This window comes from Variovorax sp. V35 (assembly GCF_041154465.1).
In the GTDB taxonomy this organism is placed as follows: domain Bacteria; phylum Pseudomonadota; class Gammaproteobacteria; order Burkholderiales; family Burkholderiaceae_C; genus Variovorax; species Variovorax boronicumulans.
Map to the genome: position 1 here is coordinate 7,113,278 of NZ_AP028666.1, position 20,985 is coordinate 7,134,262.

The 20,985-nt window shown below is 70.1% G+C and carries 16 protein-coding genes; 7 read left to right on the plus strand and 9 right to left on the minus strand.

The features are described 5' to 3' along the window. Positions 1-15 precede the first annotated feature (15 nt). Entirely contained in the window at positions 16-2,259 is a 2,244-nt protein-coding gene (locus ACAM42_RS32940) for a PhoX family phosphatase (protein WP_369630650.1), read from the minus strand. A 100-nt stretch (positions 2,260-2,359) separates the two neighbouring features. Then, a complete protein-coding gene (locus ACAM42_RS32945) occupies positions 2,360-3,496 on the minus strand; it encodes a murein transglycosylase A (protein ID WP_369630651.1) in 1,137 nt (378 codons plus the stop codon). On the opposite strand from ACAM42_RS32945, the gene ACAM42_RS32950 reads away from it, so the two are divergent. From ACAM42_RS32950 to ACAM42_RS32970, 5 genes are all read left to right on the plus strand, one after another. Next, entirely contained in the window at positions 3,495-3,644 is a 150-nt protein-coding gene (locus ACAM42_RS32950; protein WP_167395077.1) for a hypothetical protein, read from the plus strand. The two genes, ACAM42_RS32945 and ACAM42_RS32950, sit on opposite strands and share 2 nt — an antisense overlap. Before the next feature lie 197 nt (positions 3,645-3,841). Beyond that, positions 3,842-4,501, plus strand: coding sequence for an OmpA family protein (locus tag ACAM42_RS32955; protein WP_062480790.1), 660 nt, complete (start codon positions 3,842-3,844; stop codon positions 4,499-4,501). An 85-nt stretch (positions 4,502-4,586) separates the two neighbouring features. Continuing rightward, complete coding sequence (locus ACAM42_RS32960; RefSeq protein ID WP_062480792.1) at positions 4,587-5,144, plus strand: OmpA family protein; 558 nt, start codon at positions 4,587-4,589, stop codon at positions 5,142-5,144. Positions 5,145-5,280: 136 nt separating this feature from the next. Beyond that, a complete protein-coding gene (locus ACAM42_RS32965) occupies positions 5,281-6,207 on the plus strand; it encodes a helix-turn-helix domain-containing protein (RefSeq protein WP_369630652.1) in 927 nt (308 codons plus the stop codon). 137 nt (positions 6,208-6,344) lie between these two features. Continuing rightward, positions 6,345-6,824: a 2,4'-dihydroxyacetophenone dioxygenase family protein gene (locus ACAM42_RS32970; protein WP_369630653.1), complete on the plus strand. Its 480-nt coding sequence runs from the start codon at positions 6,345-6,347 to the stop codon at positions 6,822-6,824. Between the two features lie 15 nt (positions 6,825-6,839). On the opposite strand, the gene ACAM42_RS32975 is transcribed toward ACAM42_RS32970, so the two are convergent. From ACAM42_RS32975 to ACAM42_RS32990, 4 genes are read right to left on the minus strand one after another with little or no spacing between them, the layout of a single operon-like run. Continuing rightward, positions 6,840-7,466 (minus strand): response regulator transcription factor, encoded by a 627-nt coding sequence (locus tag ACAM42_RS32975; protein WP_062480799.1) that lies wholly within the window; start codon positions 7,464-7,466, stop codon positions 6,840-6,842. Between the two features lie 43 nt (positions 7,467-7,509). Beyond that, positions 7,510-9,585: a sensor histidine kinase gene (locus ACAM42_RS32980; RefSeq protein WP_369630654.1), complete on the minus strand. Its 2,076-nt coding sequence runs from the start codon at positions 9,583-9,585 to the stop codon at positions 7,510-7,512. A 2-nt stretch (positions 9,586-9,587) separates the two neighbouring features. Continuing rightward, positions 9,588-10,406, minus strand: coding sequence for a carbon-nitrogen hydrolase family protein (locus ACAM42_RS32985; RefSeq protein WP_307695237.1), 819 nt, complete (start codon positions 10,404-10,406; stop codon positions 9,588-9,590). Then, positions 10,403-14,566 (minus strand): YhdP family protein, encoded by a 4,164-nt coding sequence (locus ACAM42_RS32990; RefSeq protein WP_369630655.1) that lies wholly within the window; start codon positions 14,564-14,566, stop codon positions 10,403-10,405. The genes ACAM42_RS32985 and ACAM42_RS32990 overlap by 4 nt, the downstream gene beginning before the upstream one ends. Positions 14,567-14,591: 25 nt before the next feature. Between ACAM42_RS32990 and glnE the strand changes: the two genes are divergently transcribed. Together glnE and ACAM42_RS33000 are read left to right on the plus strand one after the other, a co-directional pair. Continuing rightward, positions 14,592-17,387, plus strand: a complete 2,796-nt coding sequence (gene glnE, locus ACAM42_RS32995; protein ID WP_369630656.1) for a bifunctional [glutamate--ammonia ligase]-adenylyl-L-tyrosine phosphorylase/[glutamate--ammonia-ligase] adenylyltransferase — start codon at positions 14,592-14,594, stop codon at positions 17,385-17,387. Next, positions 17,380-18,489, plus strand: coding sequence for a septal ring lytic transglycosylase RlpA family protein (locus tag ACAM42_RS33000; RefSeq protein WP_369630657.1), 1,110 nt, complete (start codon positions 17,380-17,382; stop codon positions 18,487-18,489). The genes glnE and ACAM42_RS33000 overlap by 8 nt, the downstream gene beginning before the upstream one ends. Positions 18,490-18,504: 15 nt before the next feature. Here ACAM42_RS33000 and ACAM42_RS33005 read toward each other — a convergent pair whose 3' ends face one another. The 3 genes from ACAM42_RS33005 to ACAM42_RS33015 form a co-directional block, all read right to left on the minus strand. Then, a complete protein-coding gene (locus tag ACAM42_RS33005; protein ID WP_062475252.1) occupies positions 18,505-18,972 on the minus strand; it encodes a carboxymuconolactone decarboxylase family protein in 468 nt (155 codons plus the stop codon). Positions 18,973-19,076: 104 nt separating this feature from the next. Continuing rightward, entirely contained in the window at positions 19,077-19,967 is an 891-nt protein-coding gene (locus tag ACAM42_RS33010; protein ID WP_369630658.1) for an RNA polymerase sigma-70 factor, read from the minus strand. A 97-nt stretch (positions 19,968-20,064) separates the two neighbouring features. Then, the gene (locus ACAM42_RS33015) at positions 20,065-20,922 is read right to left on the minus strand and encodes a hypothetical protein (protein ID WP_062475258.1); all 858 of its coding nucleotides are present in this window, start codon (positions 20,920-20,922) and stop codon (positions 20,065-20,067) included. Between the last annotated feature and the right edge of the window lie 63 nt (positions 20,923-20,985).

Sequence of the window (20,985 nt, forward strand, 5' to 3'; positions counted from 1 at the left end):
TTCTCAACAATGTCGTCAGCTGCCGATGCGGCCGCCGTCATCCTTGGTGATGACGATGGTTGCCGAGCGCGGGCGCTTTCCTGCACCGTAACCCGCATTGGAAGGCCACTGGCTGGTGTACTTCGAAGGGTCCGCCAGGTCGGCTTGCTTGGTGTTTTCGCCCGGGTGCTGGATGTTGACGAAGATCGCCTTGCCGTCCGGCGTTTCGCAGAGGCCGGTGAGTTCGCAGCCCGAAGGACCGACCAGGAAGCGCTTGAGCGTGTCCGCCGTCGGCTGCTTACCGATCATGGTGTCGACCGTGTACTGCGTGCTGTCCGCGCGCTGGTAGGTCAGGGTCTTCTTGGCGCCGTCGCCAACCTTGCCCGGCAGCGCGGCCAGCATCATGCAGTTGGTCACGTCGGTGTAGGCGCCGTCGTCGGTCTGGATCCAGCAGATGCCGGTCGAGCGGCTGAACACCAGGCCGTCGGGGCTGGAGAAGTCCTGGTCGGCGGTCAGCTTCGAGAGATTGACCGTGTCGGCATTGGCTCCCGACTCAGCGCCGAAGGCGTAGACGTCCCAACGGAAGCTGGTGCTCGCCGGATTGCCGCCGTTATCGGCCATGCGCAGGATGTGGCCGTTCGGATTCCCGGACTGCGCCTCGGCGCCCTTCATGTCGGTGTAGACGCGCGGATTGGCCGGATCGGGAGTCAGTTGCGACGACGAGGCCGGTTCGATGCGCCGATTGCTGTTATTGGTCAACGTGAGGTAGACCTCGCCGTTGGCCGGGTTGGTGGCGCACCATTCGGGGCGGTCCATCTTGGTGGCGCCCGCAGCATCGGCAGCGAGGCGCGCATTGACCACCACGTCGGCCAGGTTCGCAAACGAATAGCCGGCAAAGCCCGCCACCGCCGGATTCGACAGCGACAGCTCCAGCCAGGCGCCTGCGCCGTCGGCATCGAAGCGCGCCACGTAGAGCGTGCCCTTGTCCAGGTACTTGGCGCCGGTGGCAAGGGGATCCACCGGATTGGCATCGGCATCGGACCAGACCGCATCTGAAACGAACTTGTAGAAGTACTCGTTGCGCGCGTCGTCACCCATGTAGCACGCGACCTTCTGGCCCGCGACCGGCTTGCTGAAGGCGATGCTCTCGTGCGCGTAGCGGCCCAGCGCCGTGCGTTTGACGCCCAGCTTCGACTTGTTGTACGGGTCGAACTCAACGACGAAGCCCATGCCGTTCATCTCGTTGCGGTAGTCGTCCGTGCCGTCGACTGAAGCACCGGTCTTGCTGATGTTCCAGCGCTGGTACTTGTCGTCCACGCCACCGGTTTCCCAGCCATGGCGGCTGGTCGCGCCCGCAGCACGGCCGTAGCGCTTGAGCGAGGTCACGCTCTTGTCATTGCTGCGCGCTGCATCGTCGCCCGCGGCGCGCGTGAAGTAGCCGAACCAGTTCTCCTCGCCGGTGAGGAAGGTGCCCCACGGCGTCTTGCCGGTGCCGCAGTTGTTGAGCGTGCCGCGCGTCTTCACGCCGGTGGGCGAGTACTTGGTCTTCATCAGCGCGTCGCCCATTGCAGGACCGGCGATGTCGATCTCCGTCAGGGGCGTGACGCGGCGGTTGAAGGCCGAGTCCTGGACGTAGCTCCACTTACCGCCGCCGTTCTTACGCACTTCGAGGACCGCAATGCCGTGAATGGCAGTTTCCTTGTCCACTTCCGCCGCCGGGCGGGGCAGCGTGGTGGTGCCGCCATTGGCGTGCAGGAAGAATGAGGAAAGCTTTTGGTCGGTAGTCGCCTCATGATTCACCGCCAGGAGGCCGCGGTCGATGCTCGAGTCGGAGCGCTTGCCGTCGGCGCCCAGACCGAACCATTCCATGCCATCGTGATGGTCGCCGCCGCGGTTCTCGAAGTCGGTGTCGGTGCCGTCGTTGGCATAGGCCGGCGTGGCGCCGGTCAATGGATCGCCCAGCGCATACAGGACGCTGGCGCTGTAGCCGGCGGGAATGAGCACGCTGTCAGCCAAGCTCTTGGGCACGGCGCCGAAGCTCAGTAGCTTCTCGGTCGGTCCCGGCGCAGGTGCGGGGGCCGGTGCGGGCGCGGGCGCCGGAGGAATGATGGGGAACGCCACGCCGCCGCCATTGCCACCGCCGCAGGCTGTCAGCACGGCAGAGCCGACGCCACCCAGCAGCAGACCACGCCGGTTGAGGCGGCTGGTCAGCACGCTGTCGAATGTGGGATTGGCGGATCGGTTGGAGTCTTCGTCGTTGAAATCGATGCGGTCTGACATGGAGGATCTCGTGGGGTGTTGGAGAAAAAACGCCCCATGCTAGAAATCGCCCGTGACATCACCGTGAATACGCAGTGACGATTCGATTGCTTCGTAAGTCTTACTGTTTGGGCCACAGCGCCCACAGCCGCAGCGGCTGGTTCACGCTCGCGGCCAGCCGGCCGGCTTCGGCGCCGGTGCCCGCGAAGTAGTCGGCGCGCACGGCCCCCACGATGGCGCTGCCCGTATCCTGCGCCACCACGAGCTTCTGCAGCTGCGCGGCGGGACCGTTCGATGCGAGCCACACCGGCGTGCCGTAGGGAATGCTCTCGCGATCGACCGCGATGGAGCGCCCCGCCGTCAGCGGCACGCCTTGCGCGCCGCGCGGGCCGAAGGCGGCGTCGAGTTCGCTCATGGTCTCTTCGCGGAAGAACACGTAGCGCGGGTTGCTCCACAGCAGCTGCGACACGCGCTGCGGGTTCTGCGCCACCCAGGCCTTGGTGTCGTCAGGCCACTTGCCGACCTTGGCGACGCCCTGGCTCATCAACCACTGTTGCACGCTGCGGTACGGCTGCTCGTTGGTGGCCGCGTAGGCCACGCGCACGGTGTGCTGGTAGCCGTTGGCCTCGGTGATGCGCAAGCGGCCCGAGCCCTGGATGTGCAGCATCAGCGCGTCGATGGGGTCGGCCATCCAGGCGATCTCGCGACCGCGCAGCGCGGCCTGGGCCTCGGGCAGGGTCTCGATCTCCTGGCGCGTGAACCAGGGGCGCTTGGGCACGAGGCCGTCGGGCGCCTGGTACAGCGGCACGCTGAAGCCGGCCGAGGGCACGCGCGACGCTTCGTACACGGGCTCGTAGTAGCTGGTGAGCTTGCCTTCGCTCTGGCCCGCGAGCGATTCGACGCGGTAGGGCTGCAGCCGGTCGGTCATCCAGCGGCGCTGCTCCTCGGGCGTGGCGATGGCGAGCTGTCGCACCTCGCGGCACAGCGGCGCGAAGGCGGCGTTGGGGCGCGCGCAGTTGGCCAGCAGCGCGATCCACGCCTCATGCAGCGGGTCTTCGCTGAAGCCCGGCAGTTCGGACCAGCCCACGGGCACCCAGCGGCTTTTCGGATGCGCGAGCGATCCGGTCAGCGGACCGAGGTCGCGCGGCGGGGTGACGGTGGGTCGGGTGGGGGTGTCGGGGGCGCGGGGGCCGAGGGAACAGCCGGCGAGCGTTGCTACGATCGCAAGCCCGACCAGCCACTGGAGTCCATTTCTCATGGGTTTGATTCTGCTTGAAGCCCTCGCCGCGGGACTCGTCCTGATCTTGATCATCTGGTGGACCATGTTTTCCGGGCGCAACAAGGGTGAATTGCATGACGACCCCGACGCCGAGCGTGAGGACAAGGATTCGCCGCCCAAAGTGTGAATTGCTCGTGTAGCCACACGGCGCGGCCCACTGTCGGACAAGCACCCTATTGCTACAACTTTAGTAGCAATCATCGCAGCATTCACGGGCGATGGCGAAAGTTTTCTTATTTTCCGTAGGGCTTTGAGCACGTACCATCGCATACCCGCCGGGGGCTAAGCTGTGGCCCGCTTGATTCAACCTTGAAAGGGATCGCCATGAAAAAGTTCGTTCTTGCAACCACCGCAGCTGCCCTCGTCCTGTCCGGCTGTGCCGGCGGAATGACCGACACCCAGCGCAACACCGGCATCGGTGCCGGCATCGGCGCGCTCGGCGGCGCCGCCATCGGCTCGGCCACCGGCGGCAACCGTGGTGCCATCGGCACGGGCGCGGTGGTCGGTGCGGCAGCCGGCGCACTCGGCGGCTACCTGTGGTCGCAGCGCATGGAAAACCAGAAGCGCCAGATGGAAGCCGCCACGCAAGGCACCGGCGTGGCCGTGACGCAGACGGCCAACAACGAGCTCAAGCTCGCCATTCCGAGCGACGTGTCGTTCGACGTGGGCCGCTCCAACATCAAGTCGAACTTCGCGCCCGTGCTCGACCAGTTCGCCAACGGCCTGCGCAACAACCCGAACGCCGAGGTGCGCATCATCGGCCACACCGACAGCACCGGCTCCGACGCCATCAACAACCCGCTGTCGGTGGACCGCGCTGCCAGCACGCGCGACTACCTGGTGGCACGCGGCGTGAGCGCCGCGGCATTCCGCATCGAAGGCCGTGGCTCGCATGAGCCGGTGGCCGACAACAACAGCGACGCCGGCCGGGCACAGAACCGCCGCGTCGAGATCTACGTGGGCGAGCGCGCACAGCGCGGCTGATCGCCGCCCCACCGGGAAACCGGCCGCCCTATCGAACGGCCGGTTCCCGCTTCAGTTTTCATTGGTCCAAGCAGAGGGAAAATTCATGAGGAAGTTTGTTGTGTCTAGCGCGGCCCTGGCCGCTGTGTTGTTCATCGCGGGGTGCGCATCGTCGACCCCGCCGGCCGAAGCACCGGCCGCACAGCAGGCCGCACCGGCCAACAGCTGGACCGCCCGACTGGACGCGCTGAAGGCCGAGCTCGAAAGCTCCACCAAGGGCACCGGCGTGGTGATCTCGCAGACCGCCGACAACCAGCTTCACGTCGTGATCCCGAATGAACTCTCGTTCGACACCGGCCGCGCCAACGTCAAGCGCAACCTCGCGCAGGTGCTGGACAAGGTCGCCGAAGGCCTGAAGAGCGCCACCACCGCCAGCCTGCGCGTGGTCGGCCACACCGACAGCACGGGCAGCGAGGAAGGCAACGAACGCCTCTCGGTGAGCCGCGCCGACAGCGTGCGCAACCACCTGGTGGGCCGCGGCGTGTCGACCACCGTGATCACCACCGACGGCCGCGGCTCGCGCGAGCCGCTGGCGGACAACGGCACGGCCGCCGGCCGCGCGCAGAACCGCCGCGTCGAAATCTTCGTCGCCGAGAAGATCTGAGCCCAGGTGCTGCGCGCACGTCGCGCGGCACCGTGAGGAAATCCCGCATGAGGGCACGGCGCCGCCGGCCCTAACATCGCGCGGCCTGCACGCGGCGCGCGCACCGCGCGCCGGGCGGACACGAGAGGAAACTCCGATGAACGCCATCGCGCCGGCCCCATCGAGCGTCGCATCCCGCTTTGCCCCGGACATCATCGCCGCGGGCACCGGTGCGCAACCCCAGTACCTCGTGACCGGCGGCGACCAGCTGTTCGCCGCCCGCTGGCAGCAGGACGCGTGCTGGCTGCCCTTCCACGGCGCGGCGCACCACGTGCTGGTGCTGCACGAGAACGGCAGCACGGCGGTGCGCAAGTACGAACGCGGCAAGCTCGTCGCCTCGCGTTCGCGGCTGGGCAGCGTGAGCTTCATTCCCTGCGACGGCACCGAATGGGAGATCGGCGGGCGCTGCGGCGTGGTGCACCTGTACATCGGGCAGGCGCTGATCGCGCGCGTCGCCGCCGAGGAAGGCCTCGGGCCGGCGGCGGAGATCGACCCCTTCTTCGCGATCCGCGACCCGTGGCTGCAAGGCTTCTTCCAGATGCTGGTGAGCGAGGTGGAGCTGTACGGCAGCGGGCCCGCGGGCCCCGATTCGCTGCTGCTCTCGCAGAGCCAGCACCTGCTGGCCCATCACCTCGTGCGGCGCCACTGCGCACCGGGGCGCGGTGCGTTGCCGCGCACGGAGGGCGCGCGCCGGCAGCCGGTCCTGACGCCGCGGCAGCTGCGCCGGGTGACCGAGCACATCGACGCGCACCTCGCCACGCCGCTGGGGCTGGCCGACCTGGCAGGGCTGGTGCACCTGTCGCAGGACCACTTCATCCGCAGCTTCAAGGCGGCCAGCGGCATGGCGCCCTACCAGTACCTGCTGCGCCGCCGCCTGGAAGGCGCCGCCGAACTGCTGCGCACCAGCGACCTGCCCGTGGAAGCCGTGGCCGCGCGCATGGGCTTCGGCAGCGCCGCGTACTTCTCGACGCGCTTCCGTGCCTTCCTCGGCGTGGCGCCAGGCGCCTACCGCCGCATGCGCTGAACGGCGCTGCGACTTGCGCAAAAGCGCGCCACTTTCGACATCTCGTGCTTCGTTCGGGCCAACAGGCCATGGCGTGAGAAGCCGCTCCTAGACTGGCTTGGCAGGCCGATCCCGGCCGCATCACCCACGGAGACACCATGACCCTGACCGCCCTGAAAGCCACGCCGCCCGCCAGCGCCGCCCACGCGCGCATCACGCTGCCGTACCCGCATTTCCAGAAGCTCGACAACTATCCATGGAAGCCGTGGGTCATGCCCGGCGTGGCCTACAAGCTGCTGAGCATCAACCGGCGCAGCGGCGGCTTCACCTGCCTGCTGAAGGTCGATCCCGGCACCGAGGCGCCGGTCCACCACCACCTGGGCGCCATCGAGGTGATCGTGCTCGAGGGCGATATCTACTACGAGCGCAGCGACATCGGCCGCCCGGGCGACTACATGCACGAGCCCGCCGGCGACATCCACCAGCCGCGCTCCGACGGCGGCTGCGTGCTGTTCTGCGTGTTCGAGGGCGCCATTGCCGGGCTGGGCGAGGACGGCAACGTCGTCGGCATCGTCGACGGCCGCAGCATGCTGGAGATGGCCACGCGCGACGGCGCGGCGCAGCACGTGCACAGCTGAGGCCCGGCCTGCGGGCTAGAGGTCGCGCAGGCGGTTGGCGAGTTCCACCGCCGACTTCACTTCCATCTTCTCGAACACGCGCGCCCGGTGGACCTCCACCGTGCGCACGCTGATCGCGAGCTGGTCGGCGATGAGCTTGTTCGGCAGGCCCTCGACCACGAGGCGCATCACGTCGCGCTCGCGGTCGGTCAGCTCGGCGATGCGGTCGGCCAGGCCGCGGCGCACGCGCTGCACCTCGAGCGCGCGCTGCGACATGCCCAGCGCCTGCTCGATGCGGTCGACCAGCGCGTTGTCCGAGAACGGCTTCTCGCAGAAGTCGAAGGCTCCGCGCTTGACCGCCTCGACGGCGGTGGGCACGTCGGCATGGCCGGTCAGGAAAATCACCGGCATCTCGGCCAGCAGGCCGCGTTCGGCCAGCCGGTCGAACAGCACCAGCCCGCTCATGCCGGGCATGCGCACGTCCAGCAGCAGGCAGCGCGGCTGATCGGGCAGCGGCGCCTCGTCCAGGTACTGCTCGAAGGCCTCGGCGCTGCCGAAGTGCTCGCTGGCCAGGCGGCGCGAACGCAGCAGCCAGGCCAGCGCCTCGCGCACGCTGGCGTCGTCGTCCACGATAAAGATCAAGCCATCGATCAGCGGTTGCATGCCATGAGGTCCAGCGAAACGGAAAGAAAGAAAAGAGGGGTCCTCACCCCGCAGCGGGGAGCGTAAACCTGAAGACGGTGCCCCGGGGGCGGTTGGGCTCGAACATCAGCGCGCCGCCGTGCTGCTCCACCACGGTGCGGCACAGGCTCAGGCCCAGGCCCATGCCGTCGGGGCGCGTGGTGAAGAAGGGCGTGAACAGGCGCGCCGCCACCTCCTCGCTGATGCCGCAGCCCAGGTCGGCCACGGAGAACTCGAGCCAGCGCCGGCCGTCGGCCGGCACGGTGGCGCCCACCGGCAGGGCGCGCGCCACGCGCAGGCGCAGCACGCGGCTGCCGGGCGCGTGGTCGGCACCGTCCATGGCCTGCATGGCGTTGCGCGCCAGGTTCAGCAGCACCTGCTCGACCAGCGTGCGGTCGCACACCACGGCGGGCAGGCGCTCTTCGCACACGATCTCGATCGTCACGTCGAGCTTGCGCGCCTGCAGCCGCACCAGCGGCAGCACGGCGTCGATCAGCGCCTGCGGCGCCACGGCCTCGCGCATGCGGTCGCGCCGGCGCACGAAATCGTGCACGCTGCGGATCACCTGGCCCGCGCGGTCGGCCTGCTCGGCGATGCGCTTCACGGCCATGGCCACCTCGGCCTGCTCGCCGCGCGCCTCGGGCCCGATCAGGTTGAGCGAGCCGGTGGCGTAGCTGGCGATGGCGGCCAGCGGCTGGGTGAGCTCGTGGCTCAGCAGCGAGGCCATCTCGCCCACGGTGGCCAGGCGCGCGCTGGCCTGCAGGCGCTCCTGGCTGGCGCGCGAGAGTTCCTCGACGCGGCGCTGCTCGCTCACGTCGATGAAGGCGCTCATCCAGCCGGTCTGTACCTTGTGCGCGTTGATCAGCGGCGCCTCGAAGATGAGCACCGGAAAGCGCGTGCCGTCCTTGCGCATGAAGACCGACTCGAAGCCCTCGCGCGGCGGCAGGCCGCCCGCGAAGCGGCGCGTCTGGCGCAGGTGGTATTCGTGCGCCAGCTCGGTCGGCCAGTAGGGCGCCTCGACGCTGTCGGCCATGAGCTCTTCGGGCGTGAAGCCGACCATCTCGCAGAAGGCCGGGTTGACGTAGGTGATGCGCCCCTGCAGGTCGCGCGCGCGCAGGCCGGTGATGACCGAGTCTTCCATCGCCTTGCGAAAGGCCAGCGCGTCGGCCAGGTCGCGTTCGGCGCGCAGGCGGCGGCGGGTGTCGCGCGCCAGCAGCACGAGCACCGACACGAGCGCGATCGAGATCGCCGTGACCAGCGCCGTGAGCATGTTCGGGAACAGGTCGGGCGCGGCGCGCCAGCCGTCCACGCGCAGCATGAGCGAAGCGCCCGGCAGGTCGATGCGCTGCTGCGAGGTGAACACGCGCGTGCCGATGCGCCGCGAGGTGCCCAGCGCCACCAGCCGCGTGCCGTCGGCCTCGGTGAAGGCGACTTCCTGGCCGCGCGTGAGCGTGGGGCCGACCAGCTCGACCAGCGTGTCGCGCAGCGAATAGCTGGCCACCAGGTAGTCGCCGGCGTCCATGGGCAGGCACAGCTCCATCACCTCGACGCCGCCGCCGCCGGCCACGGGCACGTAGTGGCTGGGCGAGTAGGCGGGCGCACCGGCCTTGCGCGCGGTGGCGCAGGCCTGCGCCACGTCGGCCTGCGCGGGACCGCGGTTGCTCTCCTCGAGGATGCGCGTGCGGTAGGGCGTGTTCACGGCCTCGATGGGTTGCAGCTGCGCGTCGCGCCATTCGAGCCGCAGCCATTCGCGGTGCTCGCGCAGCTGCGCCGCCGCGCGGTCGGCCCAGTGCGTGCGCTCCATGCCCGGCGCGAGCGTGGCGCGCAGGCTCTGGGCATTGCGCTGCAGGCCGCTGCGCAGGTCGACGACGGCGTCGGCGGTGTCGCGCTCGAGCGCGGCCTGCACCTGCTCGACCTCGTGCCGACCGGCCAGCCACACGACGGTGACCAGCAGCGCCGACACCAGCACCGCCAGCAGCAGCCACAGAAACCAGCGCTGCCACAGCGAGCGCAGGCGCGCGAAGGCGACGCCCCATCCCCGGCGCTGCGGCTGCTGTTGCGGCGGCGGCGGTGCAGGAACGTCGAGCGCCTCGTCGGCCATCGTCAGGCGAGCACGCGGTGCGACAGCGCGGGCAGCTGGGCGCGCGTGCGCTCGACCTGCCGGGCGTCGAGGTCGAACAGCACCACGCCCTCTTCGGCGGCCTGCTGCGCCACCACCGTGCCCCAGGGGTCGATGACCAGCGACTGGCCCCAGGTCTGGCGGCCGTTCTCGTGCGTGCCGCCCTGCGCGGGCGCGACCACCCAGGCCAGGTTCTCGATGGCGCGCGCGCGCAGCAGCACCTCCCAGTGCGCGGCGCCGGTCGTGCGCGTGAAGGCGCTGGGCACCAGCAGCAGGTCGGCGCCCTGCCCTGCCAGCGCGCGGTACAGCTCGGGAAAGCGCAGGTCGTAGCAGACGCTCATGCCGATGCGCCAGGCGTGGCCGTCGCGCGAGGGCAGCTCGAACACCACGGGCTCGGCACCCGGTGCGATCACGCGGCGTTCGTCGTAGCGCTCGGTGCCGTTGTCGAAGAAGAACAGGTGGATCTTGTCGTAGCGCGCCACGCACTTTCCTTCGGGCGAGAAGGCCAGCGAGCTGTTGAAGACATGGTCGGCGTCGTCGCTCTCGATGGGCAGCGTGCCGCCCACGATCCACAGGCCGAACTCGCGCGCCGCGTCGGCCAGGAAGCCCTGCACCGTGCCGGCGCCGGCGGTTTCGCGCAGGCCGAGCTTGTCAGTGTCGCGCGCGCCCATCATGCAGAAATACTCGGGCAGCACCGCGAGCTCGGCGCCGTCGCGCGCCGCCTGCCCGAGCAGCGCGTGGGCGCGCACGAGGTTGGCTTCGCGGGCGATGGCGGACACCATCTGGATGGCTGCGACTTTCATTGCGTGGTCTCCGTTTTCTTGCCTTCGCTGGCGCCCGTGGATGTCGATGCGCCCGGCAGGCCGGGCAGCAGCTGCAGCGAGCGCGGCACCTTGGCGATCTTGGGGTCGGCCCAGGTGCCTTCGACGTGGAACTCCTGCGTGGCGGCCGCGGCCAGCGGCTTGCTCAGCACCCACTGCGCGAGGAAGGTGCCCAGGCCGATGGCCGGGTTGATGGCCGTGGCCACCAGCGCGGCCGTGCCAGCGTTGATCTCGGGCACCACCACCACGCGCAGGTTCTGCGTCTCGCGCACGATGTCGGCCGAGCCGTCCATGAGCGCGGCGGCGTTCACGCCCTTCATCTGCAGGTTGTTGGTGCTGGCGATGCCCTTGTTGATCTTGGCGTCGCCGCGGATGAAGTCGAAGGCGAAGCCCTGGCTGAACACGTCGCGGAAGTCGAGCGTGAGCCGGCGCGGCAGCGCCTGCAGGCTCAGCACGCCCAGCAGCTTGGCCAGGCCCGGGTCGGCCTTGAGGAACTGGCCCTGCTCCACGTCGACCTGCAGCTGGCCGCCCAGGCTGGGGTAGTCGAGCGAGAACGGCGAGCCGCGCCAGTTCACCTCGCCCTCGAGTCGCCCCTTGCCGCGGCGCAGCACGCCCGGCATGCCGAAGCGCGTGAGCAGGTCGCCGGCGTCGGCGATGTCGAGCTTGAAGTTCATGGCCGTGGTGCGGCGCTGGCCGGCGCTTGCGCCGCCGCCCGCCGGCGCGGCCCAGGTGCCCTTGGCGGTGAAGGTGGCTTCGGGCACGCTGAACGCGAGCTTGTTGAGCAGCCATTCGCGCCCGCCGCGGTTGACGGCGTCGATCTCGGCGCGGCCCAGGCGCTTGCCGAGCAGCTCGAAGTCGTCGACCACGATGTCCAGCGCCGGCAGGGTGCCGGGTTGCTCGTCGAGCAGGGTCTCGACCTGCGTGGCCTCGGCCGGCGCGATCTTCAGGCGCGCGAGCCGCGCATAGAGCCGGCCGGCCTGGCTGTGGCTGTACTCGGCGTAGCCGCTCAGCTCGGAGGCGTCGACGTTGGCGCGCCACAGCGCGCCTTCGCGCGTGCCGCCGAGCACCACGTTGTGCAGGGTGCGCCCCGCGATGCCCAGCTGCTGCGCGCGCACCGCGATGCGCGTGGGCAGGTAGGCCAGGTCGGGATCGTCGGCGCGCTCGCCGCCGCCGACCACCGCGGCGGTGCCCACCAGCGTCTGCCAGGCGCCCATGTCGAGCTTGGCGACGTTGACGTTGGCGAACACGCCGCGGTCGGGCGGCAGCGCCGTCTCGCCGGGCGCCAGCCCGATGCCGATGCCGCCGCGCAGCACGTGCGCCTGGCCGTTGGCCGACAGCTCGCGCACGTACTGCACCGAGCCGACGCGGCCGAGCTCGAGCGTCAGCTGGTCCTGCGTGGCGCGGCGGGCGTCGCGCGCCAGCACCTTCTTCTCGATGCGCAGCGGCATCAGCTCTTCGGCCGTCTTGACCAGCGGCGTGGGCAGCTGCAGCGCCAGCCCCTGCAGGCTGCTGGTGAGCGAGAACTCGGGCGTGTCGTCGCGCATCGAAAAGGTGGCGGCGTAGGGCGTACTGCCGGTGGCGTGCTTGGCCAGGCGCGCGAGCCAGTCGACCTCGCGCGCGCCGCGCAGGCCTTCGGCGCTGGCCGTGCCCTGGGCCTTCAGCGCAAGTTCGCGCTGCGGCCCGCTGAAGCGGCCCTTGCCTTCGACGCGCACCTCGCCGCCCAGCAGGCGGGCCTGCACGCCGGCCAGCGAGAAGCCGGTGTCGGTGAAGTTGAGCGTGCCGCGCGCCTGCGTGAACGGCGGCGCCTCGGGCACCACCTGCAGCTCGTTGTCGGCCAGCGTCACGGTGGCCTGCACCTTGGTGTTGTCGACGTTTTCCAGCGGCAGGTCGAGGCGCAGCTTGTAGTCGGCCGAGCCGGTGGCGCGCGCGCGCTGCAGGAAGGGCCCGGCCTCGCCGGCCAGCGGCGCGCCGGCGCGCAGCACCTCGCCCAGCGGCCCCTTGGCCTGCGCATCGACGCGCAGCAGCGCGGCGTGGTGCGACATGTCGGCGATCTGCGCTTCGGCCTTCGTGACCTCGACACCGGGCGCGCCCGCGATGCGCCCGCGCGCATTGCGCACCAGCATGCCCGCGCGCTCGAACACCAGCTCGCCCGACACGCCCGTGAGCGCCGGCCACACGGGCGGCGGCGCGGCGGGCGGGCCGGTGCGCGACGCCGGGGTCGCGGGCGCGGCGGTGGCGGCCGCGAGCGAGGGCGGCACGTAGGCGTAGTGCACGTCCGACACCTTGGCCGCGATGCGGAACTCGCCCTGCTTCGGGTCCATGAAGGGCATGTCGTGCAGGTCGCCGCGCACGCGGAAATCGACCGTGCTGGCGGTGCCCTTGACGACCGACTCGCGCACGTAGTCGCGCGTGTGCTGCGGGATGTCGAGCGGCAGGTAGCGGAACACGCGGGTGCCGTCGGCGCGCGTGAGCTTGCCCTGCAGGTCGAGCACGCCGGGGTGCTGCGCGCGGCTGCTCGAGGTGGCGGGGTCGCTGGTGCGCCAGTGGGCCTCGGCCTCGCCTTCGGCGTCGGCGTTGGCGAAGCGCAGTTTCGACACCTGCACCTGCATGGCGCCGTTGTCGAGCTTCCACTGCAACTGGGTCGAGAGCCGGTCGATGGGGATCACCGGATCTTCGAACACGCCGGGGAACTCGAGCGTGCCCTTGGCCATGGCCAGCGTGGCGGTGCCGCCGGTGTGGCTGGCGTCGAAGTCGAGCGTGGCGCCGCTGAGGCCGGGGGTGCCGGGGTGCACGCGCGGCGGCGCGGCGGGCGCGCCGGCCGGTGCCGGGGTGGTCGGGGCGGTGACTGCAGGCGCCGGCTGCGAGGCCACGCGCAGGCCGCTGACCCGGCCCTTGGCCTGGTAGCGCGCGATCGCGTCGGGCGCGCCCTGCCAGTTCATGTCGATGCGCTCGACCAGCCCGCGCGGCGCGTAGGCGCCCAGCACGCGGTGCGTGGCCTCGCCCAGCGGCAGGCGGTCGGCGATGAGCGCCAGCGCCGCGAGGTCGAGCCGGTCGGCCTTCAGCGCGCCGTGCTCGGGCGTGCGGCCCTTGGCCGGCGTGTGCTGCAACCACAGGTTGCCGCCCGGCCAGCGCAGGCCGTCGACGGTGTCGAACTGCAAGGCGGTGGTCGAGAACTCGAAGGTGTCCGCGTTCATCTGTCCCGCCAGCCGGCCGGTGACGGCGCGCAGCACCAGCGGCTGCAGCCCCTTGCCGAGCGAGGCGTCGATGCGGTTCAGCCCCAGGTCGGCGGCGCCGCCGACGATGCGCCCGTCGTCCACGTCGGCCCACAGGCGCAGCGCGCCGTTGCCTTCGCGGATGCGCGCGTCGAGCGAGACGTACTGGCCCAGGCGCGTGACGTCGATGTAGGGCAGGTCGGCATAGAGCTGGCCGTCCCAGGTCTGCCAGTGGCCGCTGCGGATCGACAGCAGCGGCTGGCGGAACTGGCCGCGCAGCGTGAAGCGCTCGCCCCAGCCGGCCGGCGGCGTGGCGTCCAGCCGCAGGCCGTGGCGGCGCGCGCCGTTGCGGGACACGAAGCGCACGTCGGTCAGCAGCAATGGTTCGGCGCGGCGCTGCTCGTCGGTCCAGCGCACGGTGCCGCCTTCGATGACGAACTCGCGCTGCGCGAAAAACCAGTCGGCGGCGCGGGTTTCTCCGGTCGTGTCGGTCTCCATGTGCAATCCAGCCACATGGAGTTTTCCCTGAGTGTCGCGGCGCACGTCGAGTTGCGGACCCTCGATATAGAGCTGCTCGAAGTTCAGGCGCCACAGCGACCGCGGCGACACGCTCGCCACCACCCGCACGAGGCGAAGGGCCTCGCGCTGGTCTGCGTCCTGCAGCACCACGTCGCGCAATTCGAAGGCCGGAAATAGCCCTTCGGAACGGGCGGTGATGGCGCCGATGCGCACCGGGACACCGATGGCCTTGCTAGCCTGCGCCTCGAGTGCACCGCGAAAATCGCCGATTCGCGGCACAATCCACGCGTGCAGGACCACGACTGACAGTGCCAGCAGAAGCCACGCAGCGAAGAGCAGACCCAATAGCCAGCGCGCTGTCACAGCGGTGATTTGGAGCAGACGTGAAGGGGAAGACGCCGTGTCGTTCATTGAGGATCGCGCTGTGTCGGGAATTATGACCGCCAGCCTTGAGCCGGGTTCCGCGCCAACCCACACCAGTGTGAATCAGTTGCCATCCAATCCGACGCCTCCCGCGTTTTCTTCCAGTTCCCGATTCGTCCAGCGGCTGCGCCGCCGCTATGCGGCCGAGCTCGAATTGCTGCCGCCCGGCGAGCCCCGGCGCGAATCGATGACCGTCGCCTACGACGCCCTGCGCGCACGCGGCGTGGCCGTGGGCGATGCGCTGCGCATCGTGCGCCAGCTCACGATGGAACGTCTGGTCACACTCGACTGCGACCAGCAGGCCCCGCTCGCGGTGGTGACCACCGCCGTGACCGAGCTGGCCGAACTGGCCCTGGACATCGCCTGCCAGGACGCCTGCCATGAACTCGACGCCCAGCACGGCGCGCCGCTCGGCCCCGAAGGCCAGCGCTCGCAGCTGTGGGTGATCGGCATGGGCAAGCTCGGCGCGCGCGAGCTCAATGTGTCCAGCGACATCGACCTCATCTACCTGTACGACGTGGACGGCGACACGGCCGGCGATGCCGACGGGCGCGGCAAGCTGTCCAACCAGGAGTACTTCGCGCGGGCCGTGAAGCGCATCTATGCGCTGGTGGGCGACGTGACCGAGCACGGCTTCGTGTTCCGCGTCGACCTGGCGCTGCGGCCCAACGGCAACTCGGGGCCGAGCGTGGTCTCGCTCGACGCACTGGAAGAGTATTTCCAGGTGCAGGGCCGCGAATGGGAGCGCTTTGCCTGGATGAAGAGCCGCGTGGTCGCGCCGCGCGCCGTGGTGCTCGACGGCCAGGCCCAGGCGCTGCGCAACGTGGTGCTGCCCTTCGTGTTCCGCCGTTATCTCGACTACAGCGTGTTCGACTCGCTGCGCATCCTGCACCGCCAGATCCGCGAACAGTCGGCGCGCCGCAGCGCCGGACGCCCCGAGCGCGCCAACGACGTGAAGCTCTCGCGCGGCGGCATCCGCGAAATCGAATTCACCGTGCAGCTCCTGCAGGTGGTGCGCGGCGGCCAGTTCCCCGAGCTGCGCACGCGCCCCACGCTCGACGCGCTGCAGCGGCTGGCACGCGCCAACCTCATGCCGCAGGACACGGCCGACACGCTGGCCGCGGCCTACGAGTTCCTGCGCCGCGTGGAGCACCGCATCCAGTACCTGGACGACCAGCAGACGCACGTGCTGCCGGTCAACGACGACGACCTGCGCTGGATCGCGCAGTCGATGGGCTATGCCGACTGCTGCCCCTTCCTCGAACAGCTCGACACCCACCGCGAGTTCGTGGCCCAGGAGTTCGACAAGCTGCTGGGCGGCGAGAAGCCCTGCAACGGCAAGTGCAACGGCAAGAAGGCCGCCGCGCCCGCCGACCTGGCCGACCTGCTCGACGACCTGCCGCCCGTGTTCGCCGAGCGCATCCGCGACTGGTGCGAAACGCCGCGCGTGCTCGCCCTGCGCGAGGAAACCCGGGGCCGCCTGCGCCAGCTGGTGCAACGCACCGGCCAGTGGCTGAAGGAGCCCGACGGCGACGGCGCGGGACAGACGCCGCGCCACGTCGATGCCGCCATGCGCTGGGCCGACTGGATCGAGCCGCTGATGCGCCGCGAGAGCTACCTGGCGCTGCTGGTCGAACGCCCCGCCGTGCAGGAGCGCCTGCTGCGCCTGCTGGGCGCCGCGAAATGGCCCGCGCGCTACCTCATGCAGCACCCCGGCGTGATCGACGAGCTCGCGAGCGACGAGATGCTCTCGGGCCGCTTCATCGCCGACGAATTCGAGCGCGAACTCGAAGCGCGCCACACCTCGCTCACCCGCACCGGCGAGGCCGACGAAGAGCGTTTGCTGAACCTGCTGCGCCACGCCCACCACGCCGAGGTGTTCCGCACGCTGGCGCGCGACGTGGACGGCCGCATCACCGTCGAACAGGTGGCCGACGACCTCAGTGCGCTGGCCGACACCACGCTGCGCGTGACCGCACGCTGGTGCTGGCCGCATGTGCGCAACCGACACCGCGAGGTGCCGCAGTTCGCGATCATCGGCTACGGCAAGCTGGGCGGCAAAGAACTCGGCTACGGCAGCGACCTGGACATCGTGTTCGTCTACGACGATGACGACGAGCGCGCCGGCGAGGTCTATGCGGCCTACGTGCGCAAGCTCATCAACTGGCTCACGGTGAAGACGCGCGAGGGCGACCTGTTCGAGATCGACACCGCGCTGCGCCCCAACGGCAACTCGGGCCTGCTCACCACCAGCTTCGAGGCCTACGAAAAGTACCAGCTCGGTCGCGGCAGCAACACCGCCTGGACCTGGGAGCACCAGGCCATGACGCGCGCGCGCTTCGTGCTGGGCAGCGCCGACCACGGCGCCGAACTGGGCGCGCGTTTCGACCAGGTGCGCGAGGCCGTGCTGGTGGCCCCGCGCGACCGCGAGGCGCTGAAGGCCGAGATCATCGGCATGCGCAACAAGCTGCGCGGTGCCCGTCCCGTGAAGGCCGACCGCTTCGACGTGAAGCACAGCCCCGGCGGCATGGTCGATGCCGAGTTCGCGGTGCAGTTCCTGGTGCTGTCGGCCTCGGGCGCGCACCCCGAGCTGATTCCCAACCTGGGCAACATCGCGCTGCTGCTGCGCGCCGAACAGGCCGGGCTGCTGCCCGAAGGCGTGGGCCGCAACGCCGCCACCGCCTACCGCGAGCTGCGCCGCGTGCAGCACACCGCACGCCTGAACGAAGAGCCCACGCAGGTCACGCCGCCCGCCCTGAGCGCCGAACGCGACGCCATGCTGGCCTTGTGGAAGGCGGTCTTTGGCTGACCGCGCCCTCGCCTCCCGCGCGCTGACGGCCTGCGCCCTGGCCGCCGCGCTCGTGCTGGCGGGCTGCGCCAGCGGACCGCGCAGCAGTGGCGGCGGCGTCGCCAGTGGCCGCGACGGCCCGGGCAGCAACATTCCGTCGGACCTCGACCGCGTGCCCGACGCCGAGCCCCGCATCGAGGCGATCCGCAGCAGCGGCGGCACCAGCAAGCCGTACACGGTGCTGGGCCGGGGCTACGTGCCGATCACCGACGACCGGCCGTTCCGCGAATCGGGCATCGCCTCGTGGTACGGGCGCAAGTTCCATGCGGCCTCGACCGCGAGCGGCGAGCCCTACGACATGTACGCCATGACGGCCGCGCACAAGACGCTGCCGCTGCCGAGCTATGTGCGGGTGCGCAACCCGGCCAACGGGCGCGAAGTGATCGTGCGCGTGAACGACCGCGGCCCCTTCGTGGACGGCCGCGTGATCGACCTGAGCTACACGGCGGCGCTGAAGCTCGACCTGCTGCGCGGCGTGGCGCCGGTGGAGATCGAGCGCATCACCAACGACGACATCCGCACCGGCGCCTGGCGCCGCGACGCGGGCACGGCCTATGCCGCGGCACCTGCGCCAGCGCCAGCCCCCGTCCGGGTGGCGGCTGCGCCAGTGGCCGTGCCGTCGGCCTGGGTCGCGCCGGTCGCGATGACCGCCGCTGCAGCCCCCGCCGCGACGATGCCCGTGGCACCGCAAACGCCGGTGATGGCCGCCGCGGCACCGTCGGAACCCGAGGCACCGGCCGGGCCGCGCGAGGCGATGGTGGTGACCGACCTTGCGCCGCTGGCCCCGCTCGCCGCGCCGGCCACGTCATCGGCGCCCTCTTCCGCTGCCGCCGGTTTCTGGGTGCAGCTCGGCGCGTTCCGCGAACGCGACGGCGCCGAGACGCTGAGAAGCCAGGCCGCGCGCGGCCTGCCCACGCTGGCACCGCAGCTGCGCGTGTTCAGCGAAGCCGGCACGCACCGCCTGCAGGCCGGGCCGTTCCCGTCGCGCAATGCGGCGGGCGAGGCCGTCACGCAGCTGCGCGACAACCTGCGCATCGCGCCGATGGTGGTCGAGCGGCGCTAGAACGCGCCGCCCGGCTCAGGGCATCGCCTTGGCCACGACCTGCGAACGCAGGCCCACGCCCAGGCGGTTCCACGCGTTGATCTGCGCCACGGCGAGCGACAGCTCGACGATTTCCTGGTCGCTGAACACGGCCTTCAGGGCCTCGAACTCGGCATCGCGATCGGCGTGGTGGTCGGCCAGGCGCGTGAGCGTTTCGGCCCAGTCCAGCGCGGCGCGCTCGCGTTCGTTGAACAGGCTCACCTCGCGCCAGGTGGCCAGGCTGTTGATGCGCTGCCAGTCTTCGCCCTGCACGCGCAGGTCGCGCACGTGCATGTCCAGGCAGTAGGCGCAGCCGTTGATCTGCGAGACGCGGGCAAACACGAGGTCGATCAGCACCTTGCCGAGCGTGCTCGACTCGAAGCTGCCGTTGACGGCGATCATGGCCTGGAAGGACTTGGGGGCGAACTTGGTCCAGGCGAGACGGAGGGCGGGGGCTTGGCTCATGAGATGTACTCCAGGGTGGTTGAAGGAAAACAGCGAAATCTGCTTGCTACCCCCTGAAGACGCGCCAGCCACCGGCCCTGTGACAGGCCGCGCGAATTTTCTCTTCAACCGCCCCGTTTGGCCGCGAACAGCTGGGCGATGCGCGCCAGCTTGTCGGGGTTGCGCTGGGCGCGGATGCGCACGATGCGCTCGCCCTCGATCTCGAAGGTCTGGGCCGATTCGAGTTCGCCGTCCAGAAAGCGCAGCATCCCGGGCTCGCCGTTGAGCTCGACCAGCTCCATGCGCACGCCCGCGCCCATGCGGCGCCAGAGCGAGAAGTACAGCTGCGCCAGCCGCTGGCTGCCGCGCAGGATCTTGCTGAAGGTCTGCACCTTGCCCCCGCCGTCGCCGATGAGTTCGACGTCTTCCGCCATCAGCGCCTTCAGGTCCTGCATGCTGCCGCGCGCGGCAGCGTCGGCAAAGGCACGCAGCAGGCGCTGGTGGGTGTCGCGCGAGACCTGGAAGCGCGGGCGCGCCTCCTGCACCTGGGCCTTGGCGCGGTGCACCAGCTGGCGGCAGGCGGCCTCGCTCTTGCCGAGGGTCTGGGCGATCTCGTCGTAGTCGGCGTCGAACACCTCGCGCATGAGGAAGGCGGCGCGCGCCTCGGGCGCCAGGCGCTCGAGCACGGCCAGGAAGGCGACGGAGATGTTGTCGACGCGCTCGAGCGTTTCCTCGGGCGTGTCGGGCGACCCGGTGAGCGTGGGCTCGGGCATCCACGGGCCGATGTAGTGCTCGCGCTGGACCTTGGCGCTGCGCAGCCGGTCGATCGACAGGCGCGTGACGACGGTCACGAGCCAGGCTTCGGCGCTGTCGAAACTGGCCTTGTCGGCCTCGTGCCAGCGCAGCCAGGCGTCCTGCACCACCTCTTCGGCCTCGGCCACGGAGCCGAGCATGCGGTAAGCGATGCCCTGGAGGCGGCGGCGGTGGCTGTCGAAAGTGAGGGTCGGGTCGTCCATGCCCGATTAGACGTTCGAGGCCCGTGCGCTGTGACAGGCCGCGGCCAAAAAAATCGCCCCGGCATGCGGGGCGATTTCATCGATGTCCTGGGACGGCTCAGGCGCCCTGGTATTCGGGCTTGGGGCCCAGCGTGGCCGAGACTTCCTTGCGGTAGCGGTTCAACTCCTGCACGGTCTTGAAGCTGCGGTTCATCAACAGGCTCAGGTTGTGCAGGATGCGCTCGCCGACCTTGGTTTCCCAGCCGGCGTCGAACTTGATCTGCTTGTCCAGCCAATGCTCGAGCCAGTCGGGATCGGGCATGCGGCTCTGGATGGTGTCGTTCGGGAACAGCGCCTTGTTCACGTGCAGGTTGGTCGGGTGCAGCGCCTGGGCCGTGCGGCGCGCGCTGGCCATGAGCACGCCCACCTTGGTGAAGGCGGCGCGGGCTTCGTCGCCGAACTTTTCCATGGCGCGCTTCATGTAGCGCAGGTAGGCGCCGCCGTGGCGGGCTTCGTCCTGGCTCAGCGTGGTGTAGATGTGCTTGATGACCGGCTCGGTGTGCCACTGGGCGGCGCGGCGGTACCAGTGGTTCAGGCGGATCTCGCCGCAGAAGTGCAGCATGAGGGTTTCGAGCGGGGGCGCCGGGTCGAAGTCGAAGCGCACCTCGTGCAGTTCCTGCTCGGTGGGCGCGTGCTGCGGGCTGAAGCGCTTCAGGTACTCCATGAGCACCAGCGAGTGCTTCTGCTCTTCGAAGAACCAGATCGACATGAACGCCGAAAAGTCGCTATCGTGCCGGTTGTCGCGCAGGAACATCTCGGTGGCCGGCAACGCCGACCACTCGGTGATGGCATTCATCTTGATGGTCTGCGCCTGCTCTTCAGTCAGCAAGGAAGCGTCGAACGACTGCCAGGGGATGTCCTTGTCCATGTCCCAGCGGACGGATTCGAGTTGTCTGAAGAGTTCCGGGTAGAGCATCAAAGTCTTTCAATGGCCGCCGATTTTAGTCGGGCCGTTTGGCGCGCCCGTGACAGACGCGCG

What these genes read in the sequence shown, in the direction of transcription:
- ACAM42_RS32940 (WP_369630650.1), bottom strand. Translation starts at nt 2,259, where the DNA reads ATGTCAGACCGCATCGATTTCAACGACGAAGACTCCAACCGATCCGCC.
- ACAM42_RS32950 (WP_167395077.1), top strand. Translation starts at nt 3,495, where the DNA reads ATGGGTTTGATTCTGCTTGAAGCCCTCGCCGCGGGACTCGTCCTGATC.
- ACAM42_RS32945 (WP_369630651.1), bottom strand. Translation starts at nt 3,496, where the DNA reads ATGAGAAATGGACTCCAGTGGCTGGTCGGGCTTGCGATCGTAGCAACG.
- ACAM42_RS32955 (WP_062480790.1), top strand. Translation starts at nt 3,842, where the DNA reads ATGAAAAAGTTCGTTCTTGCAACCACCGCAGCTGCCCTCGTCCTGTCC.
- ACAM42_RS32960 (WP_062480792.1), top strand. Translation starts at nt 4,587, where the DNA reads ATGAGGAAGTTTGTTGTGTCTAGCGCGGCCCTGGCCGCTGTGTTGTTC.
- ACAM42_RS32965 (WP_369630652.1), top strand. Translation starts at nt 5,281, where the DNA reads ATGAACGCCATCGCGCCGGCCCCATCGAGCGTCGCATCCCGCTTTGCC.
- ACAM42_RS32970 (WP_369630653.1), top strand. Translation starts at nt 6,345, where the DNA reads ATGACCCTGACCGCCCTGAAAGCCACGCCGCCCGCCAGCGCCGCCCAC.
- ACAM42_RS32975 (WP_062480799.1), bottom strand. Translation starts at nt 7,466, where the DNA reads ATGCAACCGCTGATCGATGGCTTGATCTTTATCGTGGACGACGACGCC.
- ACAM42_RS32980 (WP_369630654.1), bottom strand. Translation starts at nt 9,585, where the DNA reads ATGGCCGACGAGGCGCTCGACGTTCCTGCACCGCCGCCGCCGCAACAG.
- ACAM42_RS32985 (WP_307695237.1), bottom strand. Translation starts at nt 10,406, where the DNA reads ATGAAAGTCGCAGCCATCCAGATGGTGTCCGCCATCGCCCGCGAAGCC.
- ACAM42_RS32990 (WP_369630655.1), bottom strand. Translation starts at nt 14,566, where the DNA reads ATGAACGACACGGCGTCTTCCCCTTCACGTCTGCTCCAAATCACCGCT.
- glnE (WP_369630656.1), top strand. Translation starts at nt 14,592, where the DNA reads ATGACCGCCAGCCTTGAGCCGGGTTCCGCGCCAACCCACACCAGTGTG.
- ACAM42_RS33005 (WP_062475252.1), bottom strand. Translation starts at nt 18,972, where the DNA reads ATGAGCCAAGCCCCCGCCCTCCGTCTCGCCTGGACCAAGTTCGCCCCC.
- ACAM42_RS33010 (WP_369630658.1), bottom strand. Translation starts at nt 19,967, where the DNA reads ATGGACGACCCGACCCTCACTTTCGACAGCCACCGCCGCCGCCTCCAG.
- ACAM42_RS33015 (WP_062475258.1), bottom strand. Translation starts at nt 20,922, where the DNA reads ATGCTCTACCCGGAACTCTTCAGACAACTCGAATCCGTCCGCTGGGAC.